Source organism: Leucothrix pacifica (assembly GCF_003172875.1).
GTDB lineage: Bacteria > Pseudomonadota > Gammaproteobacteria > Thiotrichales > Thiotrichaceae > Leucothrix > Leucothrix pacifica.
The window spans coordinates 55709-73038 of sequence record NZ_QGKM01000023.1 but is presented as its reverse complement, the minus strand read 5'-3'; the positions used below and the strand labels follow the sequence as shown (position 1 = coordinate 73038).

Annotated in this window: 15 protein-coding genes; 7 read left to right on the top strand and 8 right to left on the bottom strand. The window is 48.3% G+C overall.

The features are described 5' to 3' along the window. The first annotated feature begins 342 nt into the window (after positions 1-342). Entirely contained in the window at positions 343-1422 is a 1080-nt protein-coding gene (locus DKW60_RS09895; protein WP_109837494.1) for a mechanosensitive ion channel family protein, read from the top strand. On the opposite strand, the gene DKW60_RS09890 is transcribed toward DKW60_RS09895, so the two are convergent. Together DKW60_RS09890 and DKW60_RS09885 are read right to left on the bottom strand one after the other, a co-directional pair. Next, the gene (locus tag DKW60_RS09890; RefSeq protein ID WP_109837493.1) at positions 1390-2775 is read right to left on the bottom strand and encodes a sensor histidine kinase; all 1386 of its coding nucleotides are present in this window, start codon (positions 2773-2775) and stop codon (positions 1390-1392) included. The two genes, DKW60_RS09895 and DKW60_RS09890, sit on opposite strands and share 33 nt — an antisense overlap. Next, positions 2772-3455 carry a response regulator transcription factor gene (locus tag DKW60_RS09885; protein ID WP_109837571.1) on the bottom strand — a complete coding sequence of 228 codons (684 nt, stop codon included), beginning with the start codon at positions 3453-3455 and terminating at the stop codon, positions 2772-2774. The genes DKW60_RS09890 and DKW60_RS09885 overlap by 4 nt, the downstream gene beginning before the upstream one ends. A 124-nt stretch (positions 3456-3579) precedes the next feature. Between DKW60_RS09885 and DKW60_RS09880 the strand changes: the two genes are divergently transcribed. From DKW60_RS09880 to DKW60_RS09865, 4 genes are all read left to right on the top strand, one after another. Beyond that, positions 3580-4674: a Bug family tripartite tricarboxylate transporter substrate binding protein gene (locus tag DKW60_RS09880; protein ID WP_109837492.1), complete on the top strand. Its 1095-nt coding sequence runs from the start codon at positions 3580-3582 to the stop codon at positions 4672-4674. Positions 4675-4753: 79 nt separating this feature from the next. Beyond that, complete coding sequence (locus DKW60_RS09875) at positions 4754-6772, top strand: tripartite tricarboxylate transporter permease (protein ID WP_109837491.1); 2019 nt, start codon at positions 4754-4756, stop codon at positions 6770-6772. A gap of 2 nt (positions 6773-6774) precedes the next feature. Beyond that, entirely contained in the window at positions 6775-7872 is a 1098-nt protein-coding gene (locus tag DKW60_RS09870; protein ID WP_109837490.1) for a 4-oxalomesaconate tautomerase, read from the top strand. 76 nt (positions 7873-7948) lie between these two features. Beyond that, positions 7949-8911 (top strand): D-2-hydroxyacid dehydrogenase family protein, encoded by a 963-nt coding sequence (locus DKW60_RS09865; RefSeq protein ID WP_109837489.1) that lies wholly within the window; start codon positions 7949-7951, stop codon positions 8909-8911. 14 nt (positions 8912-8925) lie between these two features. Here the strand turns inward: DKW60_RS09865 and DKW60_RS24505 are convergent, their stop codons facing one another. The 5 genes from DKW60_RS24505 to DKW60_RS09845 all read right to left on the bottom strand — a co-directional run bounded on the left by DKW60_RS24505 (position 8926) and on the right by DKW60_RS09845 (position 13669). Continuing rightward, positions 8926-9240 carry a hypothetical protein gene (locus DKW60_RS24505; protein WP_425451319.1) on the bottom strand — a complete coding sequence of 105 codons (315 nt, stop codon included), beginning with the start codon at positions 9238-9240 and terminating at the stop codon, positions 8926-8928. Between the two features lie 7 nt (positions 9241-9247). Next, entirely contained in the window at positions 9248-9922 is a 675-nt protein-coding gene (locus tag DKW60_RS24500) for a succinylglutamate desuccinylase/aspartoacylase domain-containing protein (protein ID WP_219988702.1), read from the bottom strand. 9 nt (positions 9923-9931) lie between these two features. Next, positions 9932-11113, bottom strand: coding sequence for a M24 family metallopeptidase (locus tag DKW60_RS09855; protein WP_109837488.1), 1182 nt, complete (start codon positions 11111-11113; stop codon positions 9932-9934). A gap of 103 nt (positions 11114-11216) precedes the next feature. Beyond that, positions 11217-12431: a cystathionine gamma-synthase family protein gene (locus DKW60_RS09850; RefSeq protein ID WP_109837487.1), complete on the bottom strand. Its 1215-nt coding sequence runs from the start codon at positions 12429-12431 to the stop codon at positions 11217-11219. 329 nt (positions 12432-12760) lie between these two features. Next, positions 12761-13669 carry a LysR family transcriptional regulator gene (locus DKW60_RS09845; RefSeq protein WP_109837486.1) on the bottom strand — a complete coding sequence of 303 codons (909 nt, stop codon included), beginning with the start codon at positions 13667-13669 and terminating at the stop codon, positions 12761-12763. A gap of 366 nt (positions 13670-14035) precedes the next feature. On the opposite strand from DKW60_RS09845, the gene tcuA reads away from it, so the two are divergent. Further along, positions 14036-15427: an FAD-dependent tricarballylate dehydrogenase TcuA gene (tcuA, locus tag DKW60_RS09840; protein WP_109837485.1), complete on the top strand. Its 1392-nt coding sequence runs from the start codon at positions 14036-14038 to the stop codon at positions 15425-15427. Continuing rightward, positions 15414-16496, top strand: a complete 1083-nt coding sequence (tcuB, locus tag DKW60_RS09835; RefSeq protein ID WP_109837484.1) for a tricarballylate utilization 4Fe-4S protein TcuB — start codon at positions 15414-15416, stop codon at positions 16494-16496. Before tcuA ends, tcuB begins: the two co-directional genes overlap by 14 nt. Positions 16497-16606: 110 nt before the next feature. Here the strand turns inward: tcuB and DKW60_RS09830 are convergent, their stop codons facing one another. Further along, the gene (locus tag DKW60_RS09830; protein ID WP_109837483.1) at positions 16607-17311 is read right to left on the bottom strand and encodes an ankyrin repeat domain-containing protein; all 705 of its coding nucleotides are present in this window, start codon (positions 17309-17311) and stop codon (positions 16607-16609) included. Between the last annotated feature and the right edge of the window lie 19 nt (positions 17312-17330).

Here is a 17330-nt window from a genome sequence, read left to right as displayed (position 1 = left end):
AGAGGGTGACTGATACCAGCGTGATCTTCTTCAGCACTGGTGTGTGACGATGCCAGCGTGATCTTCTTCAGTATATTGATTACAAACTAAGCAAAATACAGTGAGGCGTTTTAATTTGTTGGTACAATTGTTGGTATTTATTTTTAGTGATTTTCTAAGTTGCTGTATTTAATAGGTTAATTGACTTACTTCGATTCAGGCCCTGGCACCATTGATATTCCTCCCCGCTTTACCATCCAATTTCCAATTCCTTTGTAAGCTCGCCTCGCAGTGCGTATTATCGACGTAACTGGCAAATACCTTCGCCTGAATTAATCGAAGCCAGAAAAGAAAGGATCGCATGTGATTTCTGAAATCGGGTCATACCTCAGCAAAGTCTGGAGTACGACGTCTGTTATAGAACTAATACTGTGGCTGAGCTGTGCTTTGCTCATTCTGTTATCACGGACTATTTTCGAGAAAATATTTCATTTAGACCTGAAGCTGAGCAGCAATCAAACTAAATTAAAAATATTCAGAGCAAGTGGTCTCCTGATTATTGTTGTGCTGTTGCTCAATCAATTTATCTTTAACAGTCTTGAAAGCGGCGTTACCAAAAAGCTCATTGGCGTCATTATGATCGCGTTTTCCGGTTACTGGGCAACACAGATCCTGCAGTTCTTTATCCGTAGGCAATACGGAAACACCCGCGAAATCGCTGGTGAGAAAGTAATTAGTGAAAGCTACAACAGTCGCTTTTTAAGCTTGCTGGTTGGCGCCTTTATTTTTGTGTTTGCCTTGATAGGAATTGTCCAGTTGTTAGGCTTTGAGAGCCTGCTGGAGGCTAGTGGCTTTATCGGGGTAATAGGCGTAGTGCTAGCGCTTACACAAGGCTCTTGGGCACCGGATATCATCAGTGGGCTGATTATTTTAAACAGCAACTTAGTGGAAGAGGGTGATGTGATACAGATTGATGGTGATAATTTCACTGCAAGGGTATACCGGACGCGTTTGTTTCATACAGAATTGTTAGACATGGTGAACAATAGTCGTGTCTTGATCAAAAACGCCAAGTTGCGTGAATCCTCCATTTATAACTTATCTAAATTTGCCTCTGTTCGTGGATTTCGACAAGGTCTGCTGTTCAAAATTGGCTACGATGTATCGCCTGAAGCGGTTAAAGCCATGTTTCAGGAGGCTTATACAGCAGCATCAAATGATGAATCCATCCCAATAGAATCTGGGCATGAGCTGGAAATCCGGGTGGGCGACACAGGTGATTATGCGGTGGAGTGGCGCGTGTATTACTACACCAAGGACATGAAATCGGTCATCAAAACTAAGCAGTTATTCACCGAGAAAGTGTTAAACCAGTCCTTAAAAGCAGGGATAAGTTTGGCAACGCCGGATTTATATGAGCGGGTTGATGCCGGGCAAGATTAGCGTTGCACAGGTTCCGGTTTCATCTGAGATGATATCCAACTGACCTTGATGGTGTTCGGTAATTGATTTAGCGATCGCCAGACCTAAGCCGCAGCCATTGCTGCTGTCATCGACTCCACGGGTAAAGCGCTCAAACAACACTGGTTTAAGGTTCTCAGGGATGCCTTCACCAGAGTCTTTTATTTTTATTATGATCTGGTTTTCCCGTCGAGTCATTCTGACCTGAATCTCATCTCCACTGTTGCTCCCGTACTTCAGTGCATTATCCAGTAAATTTTCAATGACCTCTCCAATTAGCACTTCACTACCTTTGATCATGGCAGCATGCTCAGCCCCTTCAAGTGAGCAGCTCACACCTTCCGCATAAGCTTTTTGCACGAATTGAATCATTATTTTGCTGAGTGTTTTGGAAACATCAAAATCAACCAATGCACTTGGTGCGTTAGGGTTACTGGCTCGCTGCATCGATAATAGCTGCTGGGTGAGCCGGGTAGTGTGTCTGGCTGCTTTAGCCACATCAGTCACGCGGCGATGTAATTCTTCGGGGTCACGGGTTTTTTCAGCCGCCTCTGCCTGACTCATTAATCCTGCAATGGGGTTTCTTAATTGATGCGCAGCATTGGCAATAAAGGCATCTTTCTCCGCAAAAGAATCACGTAGTTTACTGAACAGCCTATTCATGGCAGTGACCAGACTAGATACTTCGGTGGGGACCGCCCGTTGTATATTACTGATGTCATCGGGAGAGCGAATGTTAATTGCTTCTTCAAGGTCTTCAAGAGGCTTTAAGCCGTACTTAATACCGAACCAGATAACCAATGCAGCGGCGATAGTGAGTAACGATAAAATACCTAGTGCACGACCGGCAAGACGTAGCTTCAGTTTGTCTCGTTGTAAGGTGGATTGCCAGACCGTCACCTTCACCCAGCCCTCAAACGGCGTAGCGGAAATAAACTCGCGAAACACCACCACTCGCACGGGCTCATCACGATAAGTCTGGTCATAAAATAGCGGTTTGGTTTTGTGGGCGGTTACTTCACCTGGCATCGAAGGAGGATTACTGTAGCCTGCTACAATGCCGGCGTTTTCACCAGAAACATGATAATAAAACTGATCGCCGAGTGCCTCAGTCAGCGTTTCCAATAAATTTTCTGCCAGTAAGTCACCCTCGGTTAAAACGACATCCCGGATGATCACATGAGCAATGGACAGAAGGGCTTTATCGTAAATGGTTTCTGCGGTTTCCTGTGCTTCATAATAACGTCCTGCTGATAAGAAGATAGCCAATACCACAAGTGGAATGATAATAACCTTGAGCAGCCTTGAACGTAATGATGAAGTCACTTGTTTCACAATGAGTGTTTCTCTTCATCCAGCATATAGCCGATTCCACGCGCAGTGCGAATAGCGGCTTGAGTACCTTTTAAATGGCGTCTGAGTCTGGAAACTTGTAGCTCAATGGCATTCATTTCCACATCAGCTCCAACGCCGTACAAAGTGTCTGCCAGAAATGATTTAGATACAAACTGTCCCTGTCGGTCGAGTAGTGTTTCAAACAGCACCAGTTCGCGACGCGATAGGTCGATCTCTTGTTTAGTTTCTGTATTAAACAGACGTCTGGCAGTGCGTTGAAAATTCAGTAATCCAAGACTTTCTTCCTGGTGTGCAATATCTCCCCGGCGCCGTGAAAGTGCCCGGACTCTTGCTTCTAATTCCGCCATTGCAAACGGTTTAACTAAGTAGTCATCTGCACCGGCATCCAAGCCATTAACACGGTCCTGAGTGTCGCCACAGGCGGTGAGCATAATGACGGGAAAGGCTTGATGCCGGTTGCGAATCGCCTCAGTAATGCTAATACCATCTTTACCCGGTAAATTAATATCGATTATCGCCAGATCAGCCCCTTCGGAAGCAAGATAACGATCAGCGATTTCACCGTTTGTGAATGTCTCAACGGAGTGACCTTCATCTTCCAATGCTTTGCGCACGCCGGACGACAGCATCACATTATCTTCTACTAATACAATTCTCACATTGATTGATCCCAACAGTTTTTTGACAGCTTCAATCAGTATCATGGATGCAATGAGTCAGATAATCAAATACTTGATTGATGGCTCAACAAGAAAGAAGTTTACATTCCTTGGAGGAAATCAAATGCAAAAGCCAAACTTTGTTCGCCGTACCCTGCTAAAGGCAATAGTGAGTGCAATGGCACTCGGTAGCGCTTCTGTCGCCATGGCGGAAGTTAATATGGCGGGTAAAACCGTGGACTGGGTAATTCCGTTCTCAGAAGGTGGTGGTTCTGACAAATGGGCACGTTTCTACGCGCCGTTGTTGTCTGAGCAGCTGCCAGGAAAACCAAACGTTGTTGTAAAGAATATGCCGGGTGCGGGTTCGACCAAAGGGGCTAACTGGTTCGCATCTCGTGCAAAAAATGATGGCCTGACGATCTTAGGTACATCAGGTTCTACTCAATTCCCATACCTGCTTGGCGACAAGCGTGTGAAGTTTGACTATGCAGACTGGAACGTGGTTCTGGCGTCTGCAACCGGCGGTGTTGCTTATTTACCAGCTGATCTGGCGGCAAAATGGAAGCAAGATCCAAAATCAATCATGGATACTAACTTTGTATTCGGTTCACAGGGTGCAACACGTCTGGACTTAATTCCATTATTAGCTTGGACAATGCTAGGTCTGAAGGTAGATCCGGTATTCGGTATTAAAGGTCGCGGTGACGGTCGTTTAATGTTTGAGCGTGGCGAAGCCAATATCGACTACCAGACTTCCGGTGCATTCTTATCAAAAGTCATGCCTCTGGTTAAAGAAGGCAAAGCCGTTCCGATCATGACCTGGGGTGCCTTGGATGCCAATGGTGAGATTGTGCGTGATCCAACCTTCCCGGACATCCCAACGTTTAAAGAAGTCTATACGCAAGTCAAAGGTGAAGCGCCTTCTGGTGAAGCGTGGGATGCATGGAAAGCATTCTTTGTAGCGGGCTTCCCGGCACAAAAGATGGTGTTCTTACCGAAGGGTACTGATCAAGAAATCATTGATACTTATTCAAATGCATTTAAGGCCGTGACCTCGCAGCCTGACTTCCCGGAAAAAGCGAAAAAGCGCTTAGGTGTCTACGAGCAGGCAACCGGGGCTAAGGCGGATGCATTCAAGAAGCTGGGTACAGAAGTTGCACCTAATACAAAGGCATGGATCAAAAAGTGGTTGAAAGACCGTTACGGTGTCAACCTGTAAAACGTTCCTCCGTTAGTAAGACCCCGCAGCGGCTTTCATGGTCGCTGCACTCTATTCTCTGTTCTTCAGGTAATAACACATGGATATTTTTGGAACAGCGCTTCCGGCACTGCTAGAGGCCTTCGCGCTCATATTCACCTTCGAACAAATCGGTTGGTTAATCGTTGGTGTTTTACTGGGCTTATCGGTCGGTGTATTTCCCGGATTGGGGGGCATTGCCGGATTAAGTCTGGTATTGCCATTCATCTACGGAATGGAGCCTGTATCGGGGCTGGCCATGATGGTAGGTCTGGTTGCGGTAATTCCAACGTCTGACACCTTTGCATCCGTGTTGATGGGGATACCGGGTTCGTCAGCTTCACAAGCGACGGTTCTGGATGGTTTCCCGCTGGCCAAGAAAGGTCAGGCAGCCCGCGCATTGGCTGCGGCTTTCACTTCATCGCTGTTTGGTGGGCTATTCGGTGCCGTAGTGCTTACCTTCTTTGTGATCATCGCGCGCCCGATTGTGTTGGCGTTCGGTTTACCTGAATTACTGATGTTGACCTTGTTAGGCTTCTCAATGGTGGGTGTACTCGCTGGTAGCAGCTTACTTAAAGGTATTATTGCGACCTGTGTCGGTGTACTGGTTGGCACTATCGGAGAGGCACCGGCTCAAGGTTCGTCACGTTTGGATTTTGGAAACTGGTACCTGATGGATGGGTTTCAGTTAGTCATTATCGGTCTGGGTATCTTCGCAATACCCGAAATTATTTCCTTATTGCGTCAGGATCGCGCAATTTCAAAAGATGCAAAGCTGGGAGCGGGCTGGATCGATGGAATGAAGGATTGGTGGCGTAACCGGTGGTTATCCATCCGCTGTTCAACCATCGGCGTTATTGTGGGGGTGATCCCCGGTCTGGGTGGCTCGGTAGTAGACTGGATCGCTTACGGTCACACCATGCAAACGGCTAAAGATAAATCTCAGTTTGGTAAAGGTGACATCCGTGGTGTTGTCGGCCCTGAAAGTTCTAACAATGCAAAAGAGGGGGGTGGATTAGTCCCGACTTTATTGTTTGGTATTCCGGGTTCCGGTTCGATGGCGGTATTCATTGGTGGCATGATTTTATTGGGTTACGACGCTGGCCCGCAAATGGTTACTAATGACTTGCCGATTACCTATACTGTGGTTTGGTCACTAGCATTGGCTAACGTCTTTGGTGCCGGTTTGTGTTTGTTTATGTCAGGCGGTATCGCCAGACTGACGACCATTCGATTCCCCTTGTTAGTGCCATTTTTATTTATGATGATCACCTTCGCCGCGTTCCAGTCGCGACAGACATTATGGGATCTGGTGGCGTTGGTGGGTATCGGTTTACTCGGTATATTTATGCGCCGTTTTGACTGGCCACGTCCCGCCTTCCTGATCGGCTTCGTATTGGCAAGTCAGGCAGAGGTCTATACCTATCAGGCTTATCAGATTGCAGGCTCTAAATTCAGACAGGCATCAGAGGTTGGTTTTGATTATATCTTCTCGCCGATCGTTATCACGTTAGCGGTGATTACCGTGGTCTCAGTCTGGCTGGGTGCGCGTCAGTCTAAAGCAATTCGCCCACCCGAAACCACATTTAAGTGGAACAAAAAGCCAGCGGTATGGTTTGCCTTATTCATTACCTGCTTCCTGTTGGCGTCATTTATTGATGCGCTAATGGTGGATGTGATGATCGATAAAGTCTTCCCTGCGACTATTGCTGGTATTGCCTTGTTTGCTATGGCCTTGCTGCTGATAAAAATGAACCGGGCAGATGCGACGAGTGGTATTTTCTACGATGTTGAGGTCGGTGGTGAAGAAGCGGATGCACCACATGGCTTATGGAAAATGTTGTCCTGGTTCCTGGGGCTGTTGGTTCTGACGGCTTTATTCGGCTTTGCCATTGCAATTACTTTGTTCTTTATTGGCTTCCTGAGATTACAAGCAGGTGCCAGCTGGATGCGTACTGCAATCCTGACGGTGTGTGGTGTCGGCTTCCTGATCTTTGTGGCTTATATGTTGAATCGTGACTTCCCACCGGGGTTACTGCAGGAATTGGTTGAGCTTCCTTGGCCATTAAGAGGGATTTAAGCATGGCTGAACAAATTGCAATTCCTTGTATTTTTATGCGTGGCGGCACGTCTAAAGGGCCGTTTTTTAACCGTAATCATTTACCGGATGATCTGGATCGTTTGGCGGAGGTGTTGATTGCCGCTGTTGGCTCAGGTCATGCCTTGAATATCGACGGTATCGGTGGCGGGGCTGCAGTCACTACTAAAGTTGTGATGATTTCTCCCTCGGATCATGAATGGGCTGATGTCGATTACTTCTTTGCTCAGGTGAATGTGCTGGAGCAACGTGTCGATTTCTCACCCACCTGCGGCAATATGTTGGCAGGTGTAGGGCCTGCTGCAATTACCATGGGCTTAGTCAAACCGAAAGCTGCTACCACCGCGGTGAAAATACGTTCTGTGAATACCGGTGCCTTGGTTGAAGCGATTGTGCAAACACCGGGTGCGCCCATCCCTAGCGTGCAGTATGACGGTGATGCACGTATTGATGGTGTGCCCGGAACCGCCGCACCGATTCTGCTGAAGTTTATGGGGGTGGTTGGCTCTAAAACCGGTGCATTATTTCCTACCGATAAGGCACAGGAGCAGATTGATAATATCGATGTCACGTTGATTGATGCCGCAGTGCCAATGATGATGGTGCGTGCTCAGGATTTAGGGTTAAGCGGTCATGAAGCAGCTGCTGATATTGATAAGATGACCGAGGTAACAGACCGGATGGAAGTCATGCGCATCGAGGCGGGTGAGCGCATGGGCTTAGGCGATGTGACGGAAAAAGTCGTACCAAAAATGGCTTTGTTGTCAGCACCTAATGCCGAAGGCACCATTGCGGCTCGTTACTTTATGCCGTGGAGTTGTCATCCATCGATGGCGGTCACCGGTGGTATTTGTATTGCCAGTTGTGTGCTGGCACCCGGAACGATTGCCGCTGGTCTGGAGAGATTAAATCCTGAAAACCCTGGTCATATCGTGATTGAACATCCGATGGGACAGATGGATGTATTGGTGGATTATAAGATCGAGGGTGGACAGTTTGAGTTGGTCAGCGCTGGCATCGTCAGAACGGCACGCTTATTAATGCGTGGCGATATTATGATTCCATCGTCTGTCTGGGTGTAGTCGCTTGAGCCTATAACGGTTAATATTTAGAAAGGTACAGTCGGATACAAACCCTTAGATGAGTTCAGGAGACAGTATGAAAATTGCGGTATTGGATGATTATCAGGATGTGGTCCGGACATTAGACTGCTTTAAGCAATTGGCAGATCATGACGTGACGGTGTTTACAACGCCACCGGCCTCCAAGGCAGAGCTGGTAGAGCGACTACAGGGCTTTGAAGCATTGGTGCTCATTCGTGAGCGCACTATTATTGATGATGAATTGCTGGCGCAACTGCCGGATTTGAAACTGATCAGCCAAACCGGAAAAATCAGTAATCATATTGATCTGGCAACGTGTAGCAAACACGGCGTTTTGATTGCAGAAGGACGTGGTTCGCCGGTTGCACCATCCGAATTAACATGGGCGCTGATTATGGCCAGCAGTCGCCACATCGTTCCTTATGCTGAAAACTTTAAACAAGGTCAATGGCAACAGTCCGGCACATTAGGTTTGGGCCGTGCACTGAATGGTTTGAGGCTGGGTATTTGGGGCTATGGAAAAATTGGTCAACGCATCGCAAAGTACGGTAAAGCATTTGGCATGGAAATATTGGTGTGGGGCCGTGAACCATCGCGTGAAAAAGCATTGGCAGATGGGTTTCAGGTGGCGGCCAGTAAACAAGATTTCTTTGCCCAATCCGATGTGATGTCGCTGCACTTACGACTCAATGATGCTACCCGAGGCTGTGTCACAGCTGATGATCTGGCGCTAATGAAGACAGATGCCTTATTGGTCAATACCAGCCGCGCCGAATTAATTGAGTCCGGTGCTTTATACAGCGCTTTGCAGGCTGGCAGACCTGGTTTTGCGGCGGTCGATGTGTATGAAAACGAACCGGCAGGGCCGGACAAGGAGCCTTTAATCAGCCTACCCAATGTATTGGCATCACCTCATCTGGGTTATGTTGAGCAGGGCGGTTATGAGTTGTATTTCCGGATTGCTTTTGACAATGTCATCGCCTTTGCCGAAGGGCGACCTGAGAATATTGCGACGTAATAGTCGTCACAAACTTACACTGTCTCTGCCAGCACATTAATACAATCACCCATTCGAATGCGTGATGGAAAATGTCGGGAAATTATCATGCCATCCCGCGGCGCTAGGTAGTCATGACTTGGTGCTGCGGTGCGTTCAATTTCATGAATCCGTGCCAGCAGTTGTCCTTTCTTCACCTGATCGCCTAAATTCACTAATGGCTCTAATACACCCTTATGCTGTGAGAAGACAAAGCAGTCATCGCCTGTCATATCGATTCCGATCGCGTCAGTTGGTGAGGGTGTCAGTGCCCCCTGTAAAATGCCCGCATGAATCAGAAAATTATTCACCCCGCGCTTAGCAATAGCGATGGTCTCCGGTGAGCTTGTACCGCCACCCCCCCAGCTCGGTGGTGACGAATACTTTGCCCATTGATTCCACCTGCGTGTCATACAAACCCGCTGTATCGATCTCCACCATTTTCAATTCATAAGGTGCGCCAAAGGCTCTCATAGCTGCGATGCATCGGGCTTTCTTAGCTTTATCCTCCAGCACATGGCAGGCAGCAAACGGCACAAAGTCCAATGTTTTACCACCGGAATGAATATCCAACACATAGTCTGCCATCGGTAGTAAGGTCTGAGAAAAGTAGTCTGCAATCACCGGCGTCACCGTGCCTTTAGCTTGACCGGGATAAATTCGATTCATATTCAAACCATCAATCGGAGAGACGCGTGTGCCGGCACAAAAGGCTGGGTAGTTCATAGCTGGCACAATAATTACCCGCCCCTGAAGATCATCGAATCGCTCACGCGCAGCAAAGCTATACAGTGCAATCGGTCCCTCATACTCATCACCATGATTCGCACCACTGAGCAAAGCTGTCGGGCCGTCGCCATTTTTAAATTGGGTAATGGGAATCATAATCGAGCCCCACGCCGATTCATTAGTGGAGTGTGGCAGGCGTAAAAAGCCGTGTTGAATACCATCTTTATCAAAATCAATGGTTGCTGAGATGGGGTTAGTGCTCATAACTGCTCCTTAATCTTTAACCAATAACTCTCGCGGCACATGCGATAAACATTCCCCACCTGATTCGGTGACGACAATACTTTCGGTCGTTTCAAATCCCCAGCCTTCCAGCCATAGCGCAGGCATAAAGTGCAGCGTCATATTCTCTTCCAGAACCGTGGTATCGCTGGTGCGAAGTGACATCGTCCGCTCACCCCAATCCGGTGGGTAGGAGAGACCGATGGGATAACCGCAGCGATTCTCTTTTTCATAGCCGTGTTTTTTTAAGGTGTTGAAAAACGTACTGGCCACTTCACCGCAGGTCACACCGGGCTTGAATTTTTCCAAAGAGACTTCGATGCATTCATTAATGACTTTTTCTACGTCGCGGTATTGCGGTGTCGGTGTGCCCAAATACAACGTGCGCGAGCAGGGGCAGTGGTAACGTGCATGTGCCGCGGCGATCTCGATAAACATACCGGAATCATGACCCAGCACTTCATTATCCCAGGTCATATGGCTGGTAGCGGCTTCCTCGCGCAAACCAATTAACGGCACGATTGAGGTGTAATCTCCGTAGGCATCCGGCGTACCGGTAATGGCTGCGTGAGAGATTTCAGCGGCTAATTCATTCTTGCGCATGTCAGGCGTGACCACATCCAGAATATGCTCATAAACCTTGCCAATAATGCTGCCGGCAGTGCGCATGTACGACAGCTCCTGAGACGATTTAACCGCACGTTGCCAATTCACCAGTGCGGTTGCATCGCTGAAAGTCGCATCGGGTAAGGTGTTATATAAAGACTCTGCAGCGCGCGCTGAGAAGTAGTAATTGTCTTTCTCAATACCGATTTGCTTAGTGTGAAGTTGTTTCTGTTTGAGGATGTCAGCGAGATATTCCATGGGGTGAATATCGGGGGATTGCACGTAGTGGTCAGGGTAGGCAATGATGTCGGTGTCAGGCAGGTCAGTGGTTAATCCGGCGCCGACGCGGTCAATGCCACGACCATACCAAAACAGTGTATCGTCGCTACCGATGACGACGCATTGGTGGGTATAGAAGGACCATGCGTCGTAACCAGTTAGCCAGTTCATATTGGCGGGGTCGTAGACGATGAGCAGATCAAGACCTGCTGTTTGCATGGCTTGGCGGGTTTTGTGTTGCCTTTCAGAGTATTCGGATTGGGTGAATCTGCGTCTTGCCTCTTTCATCTTGGTCTCCTGTGGGCCGCTGGTCGAGTATTTACTACAAAAATGCCATCTTTGATGGGAACATTTTTTTCGTAAACACTCGACCAGCTATGTTGGTGGTGAGTTATAGGTGGCTTAGGGCTTGCTCCAGGTCGGCTAGTAGGTCTTCAACGTCTTCGATACCAGTGGAGTAGCGAACCAAGCCTTCGGGAATGCCGGCAGCGGCGCGTTCTTCAGCGGTGCATTCGACGTGGCTGGTGGTGACCGGTGGACCGACGACAGTTTCAACACAGCCGAGATTGGCAGCCATGTGCGCGTATTTAAGTTTTGGCAGGAAGGTTTTAATGGCATCTAATCCACCTTTTACCGAGAAGCTCAGCATGCCACCGTATCCACGCATTTGTGATTTAGCAATGTCGTGGTGCGGGTGTGACTCAAGACCGGGATAATTGACTTGCTCAACGGCAGGGTGCTGTTCTAACCAGCGAGCGATGGTTAAGGCGCTTTGGTTTTGTTGTTTTACGCGCAGGCTGAGGGTTTTCATACCGCGAATAAAGCTGTAAGCGTCCATTGGGGCCAGTGTTGCACCGTTAATTTCACGGTAGTGGTAGACCATTTTGATCAGATCTTTATTGCCGCAAGCCACGCCGCCTAAGGCATCGGCATGTCCGCCGAGGTATTTGGACGCCGAATGCAGGACTAAATCAGCACCGAGTAACAATGGGTTTTGGTTAATCGGGGTGGCAAATGTATTGTCTACCACGACCAATGCACCGACGTTTTTGGCTGCTGCAGCCAGACGTTTGATATCGATGATTTTCACCGTCGGATTAGTGGGCGTTTCCAGATACAACATAGTGCAGCCTTTGGCGATTTCCGCTTCGATTTCATCATAGGCAACGGTATCGCACAGTGTCACGTCAATATTCAGGGGTGGTAGAAACGAAGTGAATATTTTATTGGTACCGCCGTAGCTGTCTTTAATCGACACTACACGGTCACCGGGGCGTAGGAACGTGCCAAAAATATTACTGATGGCAGCCATGCCACTGGAAAAACTAGTCGCAGCTTCAGCCCCTTCCAGCTCTTTGACTTTATCTTCAAACGCGCGAACCGTGGGATTGGTATTGCGTGAATAGATGTGCCCGGGTTCTTTTTCCAGTGCAACGGCGTGCCAGGTATCGATGTCTTTATAAGCAAATGAAACACTGTGAACCACCGGAACCTGTGTGGAGCGCTCGTAAAGCTCGTGTTCCTGCTCGCCGCCCCAAATACTAAGGGTAGATTGGCCGACAGGTGCGTTTGGGGTGGATGAATCTAAGATGGTTTTATCAGTCATAATAACTCCTTGATAACTGATTTGAGAAAAAAACGAATAGCAAAATACTCGCGTTAATTTCAAGGCAGCGCTTCAAAGAGCCTTTATCTTGATGGTTTGATCATACACCGGCAATAAAAAATCGCAATCCATCAGGCAAAAAATATACAGCTGATCTGGCAAGATGAGGCAGGCAAAGTATGGTTGGGTTATAACAACCCGGAGTATCTGAAACGTCGTCACAGTGTCGAGGGCTGTGATGCAGTATTCGCTAAAGTCACCACTGTATTAGGTGCTTTGAGCAAAGCGGCTACAAGCCAATAAACGATATTCCAACAGGTGAGCGATATTTAATCCGTTCTAATCTTATCAAACAGCTTATAAAACGCTTCAGCAGCTGAAGTCAGCGTATGTCCTGAACGTCGCACACTGCCGATCACCCGCGTTACTGCAGGCCCCACCAATGGTCGTGCAATGACTCTGGCAGGACTGTATTGCGGAATCGCCGAGAATGGCAAAATCGCTACCCCAACACCGGACTCTGCCAATCCTAATAGGGTGGCAGAGTGCCGCACCTGATATGCCCATTCCAAAGGGGCATGGCTATGTGACAGGGCGTTATCAATCAACATACGATTGCCGGTGCCTTTCCATGGAATTGCGACGGATTGATCTTGCAAATCTGACCAGTTGATTTCTGTGTGTTGACTCAGTGGATTCTCCGGGTGCATCGCTACTACAAAATGATCATCCTGCAGATGCTGAAACTCCAGCCCCGGTTCCTGCGCCCCCATAAAGCTAATGCCAAAATCTGCATCACCTTGTGACACCGCATCCACTACGTCATTGGCAAATAAATCCAAAATACGAATGCGCGAGGTGTAACCGGCATACCGAAATAGCTTGATCATCTTCGGCAAAACCGCGTGCGTAGCGGTTTGTATCGTGGCGATAGTAATAACGGTATTGCGGTGATATTCGAACTGCGCGACATCATCGCCCACAGCAATAATCGCTTCCTCTGCATTGTCCAGAATAGCTTTGGCGCGACCCTGAAATAATCGGGCTGCCAGTGTGAGCTTCAGCGAGCGAGTGGTGCGTTCGAACAGTGTCACGCCCAGACTATCTTCCAGCTTTTGAATGCGTCGTGTGACGGCGGATTGGGAGAGGTGAAGCGACTCGGCAGCGCGTTGGAAAGAACCTAGCTCAGCAACGGCCAGAAAAGTGCTCAAATCAGTGAAATCGAAATTTATGCGCATAGTGCAATAATAGTTATTTAATGAGCATTTAACAAATAAATCAGGGGTAGGTAGTATTTTGGGTGTGGTGGCGGGAGCTCTGGTATTCACTTCACTTGCCCTCAAACTTCGTTTGAAAACGCGGCGTGAAGTTAATCCCAGAGCTCCCTTAGCCCTTAATGTGGTGCGTTGTTGAATGATCAATAGGGGATCAGTATGCAACCAGCAGTAGGTAAGGAAGAGAACGGTAAAGAACCGTAATAGACCAAGAAAAGACCAGCAAGTGAAGGTCGAGGTATCGCCAAGTGGATGTTAATTTAGGAGCAATAAAGTGTTTGTGATGAAAAAGCCAGAAAGTGTTATTACCATGTTCAAGAGCTTGCTCTGATGGCAGTCCAAAGTGATGCGGATATCGTCATTATCGGCGGTGGCAATGCGGCCTTGTGTGCTGCGATTACGGCGGCTGAGGCTGGGGCGAAGGTGTTGATTTTAGAGGGTGCGCCTAAAGCATATCGGGGTGGAAATTCTCGCCATACGCGCAATTTCCGCTGCATGCACCAAAAGCCGATGTCGGTTTTAGTGGATCGCTATGATGCTGATGAGTATTACGAGGATTTGTTAAAAGTGACAGGCGGGAAAACCGATCCTGAGCTGGCGAAATTAGCGATTAATGCTTCTGAAGAATGCCAGCCTTGGATGGAAGCGAACGGAGTGCGGTTTCAGCCGTCGCTATCCGGGACATTGTCGCTGGCGCGTACGAATGCATTTTTTGCCGGTGGTGGTAAAGCGTTGGTGAATGCTTATTACCGCACCGCTCAGGCATTGGGTGTTGAGGTACTGTATGAGGCGAAGGTGACGCATTTAAGCTTGGAGCAAAATCGTGTTACTGCCGTTGAATTTAGCTACCAAGGTGAGTCGCATATCTTACACCCCAAGGCTGTGATTGCAGCATCTGGCGGTTTTCAGGCGGATACCGATTGGCTGGCAGAGGCTTGGGGGCCAGCGGCGAAAAACTTCCTGATTCGCGGTACGCCTTATAACCGTGGCGTGGTATTAAAAGATTTGCTGGATCAGGGGATTCAGTCAGTGGGTGACCCGACGCAATGTCACGCGGTAGCCATAGATGGTCGTGCACCGAAATTTGATGGCGGGATTGTCACGCGTTTGGACTGCGTGCCGTTTTCGGTGGTGGTAAATAAAAATGCCGAACGCTTCTACGATGAAGGTGAGGATGTCTGGCCCAAGCGTTACGCTATTTGGGGACGATTAGTCGCCGCCCAACCGGATCAGATCGGCTATGTCATTATCGATGCCAAATCACTGAACCTGTTTATGCCGTCGGTCTTTCCGCCGATAAAAGCTGACAGCATTGCAGAGCTGGCTGAAAAAATGGGCATTCCCGCGGAGAAACTGGAGAGCACGATTAATGAGTTCAATGCTGCCTGTACCGACGGTGATTTTCACCCAACTGAGCTGGATGGTCTGGCGACGCAAGGCCTGACCCCGCCAAAAACCAACTGGGCTCGTCCGATTACGGAAGCACCGTTTTATGGTTATAGCCTGCGAACTGGCGTTACGTTTACTTATCTGGGGTTAAAGGTTGATAAAACCGCCCAAGTGCAGGGGCCACAGGGCGCTGTTGAAAATCTTTGGGCGGCTGGTGAAATTATGGCGGGCTCCATTTTGGGGCAAGGCTATTTAGCCGGATTTGGCATGACAATCGGCACCGTTTTCGGTCGTATCGCAGGAAAAGAGGCAGCACAGTATGCAAATCACTAAAACTATCGAAGAAGCGCGTCGTCAGGTCGAAATCTGTAATGCCTGCCGGTATTGCGAAAGCTTTTGCTCAGTATTTCCGGCGATCAATCGCGAACGTCATTTTTCAGATGGCGATATTACCCAACTGGCCAATCTTTGCCATAACTGCCGGGGCTGTTATTACGCCTGTCAATACACCGAACCTCATGAGTTTAAAGTAAATATTCCCAAAGCTATGGCCGAAGTGCGTCAGGAAAGCTGGCAAGATTACGCGGTGCCCGCAATGGCCGCGAAAACCTTTCATAAAAGCGGCGTATTAATGGCGCTGGCTGTGATAGCAGCGCTGGCGTTTATCCTTCTGCTGTTTCAAAACGCAGCACCCGCTGCTGGTGAGGCTCAGGCCGCTGGCTTCTATGGTGTACTGCCTCATAACGCAATGATTGCTGTATTTATTCCTGCATTCTTCTTACCCATTATTAGTATCGCTATTAGTCTGCGGCGCTACTGGAAAAGCATTGGTGGCGAGCGTTTGAGACTTGCGCATTTTACAAATGCCCTTGGATCGGTCGCTAAGCTTAAAGACCTGTCTGGCGGGCAGGGTGAAGGTTGTAACTTTGAAGACGAGGACCGGTTTAGCAATGCCCGTCGCTGGTCACATCAGGCGATTATGTACGGTTTCCTGCTGTGTTTTGCGTCTACCAGTGTGGCAACGATCATGCATTATTTCTTCAATATGCCAGCACCGTACCCATTGTTTTCATTACCCAAATTGTTAGGTATTACTGGTGGCGTGATACTGAGCCTGGGCACATTAAGTATGGCTAGCCTTAAGTTAAGAGCGGATAAAAACCTTGGCGATGCGCGTGTCTGGGGTGGTGAAATGGGTTTTGTGTTGCTGCTGTTTGTTGTCAGTACTACCGGTTTGGCCCTGTATATGCTCGGCTCCACGGGGGCAATGCCGGCTTTGTTAGCGATTCATTTGGCCAGTGTATTAGCGTTCTTTTTGCTCACGCCATTTTCTAAAATGATTCATGGATTTTATCGTTTGGCGTCATTGCTTAGGGATGCACAGATAAAAGCCAAACTATAAATGATGATTTTTGAATAAATTGATACAGGGCAATGATTGGTGTCAATAAAATGCCACCCTCAACCAAGAAGGTGGCATTCTTCATAACATAATCACACAAAAGTAATTTTTTAACGCGTCACACCGCCCATGCTAGTCAGATAATTCTGCACAGCCCAGTGACTACCCGCAATCGCCTGATCCAGCGGTGTGCGATTAGTCACATCACGAGCATTCACCTGCGCACCACGTTGCATCAATAGCTGCACAACATTCAGTCGACCATTACGCGCCGCAGAATGCAGAGGCGTCCAGTTATTACCTTCACGAATATTCGCGTGTACGCCAGCATCCAGACATTTTTTGACGTAGTTATAATCACCCGCAGCGGCTTTCTTGTGCATGTTGTCATTGGCTAAACAAGCCTGTCGGATCTGCGCATTACTTGGCGCGTGGTTGGTCATGCAGTGTTTCAAACCATTCTCACGCTGCATCAGTTCATTTCTTGATGCATGCGAAGACACGCTCATACACCAACCTTTATGCCCCCATTGATTGGTATTCCAGCGATCTTTTAGTGGCTGAGTATGAGTAGGAATCTTGCTGGTGCATTGTTGAGATATGCGGCGCTGAGCTTGTTTTACCGCCGTTTGGGCATAGTTGCTGCAGTAAGGGTTGAAGCGGGGATCGTTAAAGCTGACGCCATTTAAACTATTCGCCCAGTTTACAGTACCAAAATAGCCCGGCGTCACGGTGTAGTGATGTGTCAGTCCGGATAACGGCAACAGTACCCCGCCAAGCATGGTGGATAATATAAGTAATTTTCTTTGTTTCATTGGTTTTCTCCCTGTTTAT

What these genes read in the sequence shown, in the direction of transcription:
- DKW60_RS09880 (WP_109837492.1), top strand. Translation starts at nt 3,580, where the DNA reads ATGCAAAAGCCAAACTTTGTTCGCCGTACCCTGCTAAAGGCAATAGTG.
- DKW60_RS09875 (WP_109837491.1), top strand. Translation starts at nt 4,754, where the DNA reads ATGGATATTTTTGGAACAGCGCTTCCGGCACTGCTAGAGGCCTTCGCG.
- DKW60_RS09870 (WP_109837490.1), top strand. Translation starts at nt 6,775, where the DNA reads ATGGCTGAACAAATTGCAATTCCTTGTATTTTTATGCGTGGCGGCACG.
- DKW60_RS09865 (WP_109837489.1), top strand. Translation starts at nt 7,949, where the DNA reads ATGAAAATTGCGGTATTGGATGATTATCAGGATGTGGTCCGGACATTA.
- DKW60_RS24500 (WP_219988702.1), bottom strand. Translation starts at nt 9,922, where the DNA reads ATGAGCACTAACCCCATCTCAGCAACCATTGATTTTGATAAAGATGGT.
- DKW60_RS09855 (WP_109837488.1), bottom strand. Translation starts at nt 11,113, where the DNA reads ATGAAAGAGGCAAGACGCAGATTCACCCAATCCGAATACTCTGAAAGG.
- DKW60_RS09850 (WP_109837487.1), bottom strand. Translation starts at nt 12,431, where the DNA reads ATGACTGATAAAACCATCTTAGATTCATCCACCCCAAACGCACCTGTC.
- DKW60_RS09845 (WP_109837486.1), bottom strand. Translation starts at nt 13,669, where the DNA reads ATGCGCATAAATTTCGATTTCACTGATTTGAGCACTTTTCTGGCCGTT.
- tcuA (WP_109837485.1), top strand. Translation starts at nt 14,036, where the DNA reads ATGGCAGTCCAAAGTGATGCGGATATCGTCATTATCGGCGGTGGCAAT.
- tcuB (WP_109837484.1), top strand. Translation starts at nt 15,414, where the DNA reads ATGCAAATCACTAAAACTATCGAAGAAGCGCGTCGTCAGGTCGAAATC.
- DKW60_RS09830 (WP_109837483.1), bottom strand. Translation starts at nt 17,311, where the DNA reads ATGAAACAAAGAAAATTACTTATATTATCCACCATGCTTGGCGGGGTA.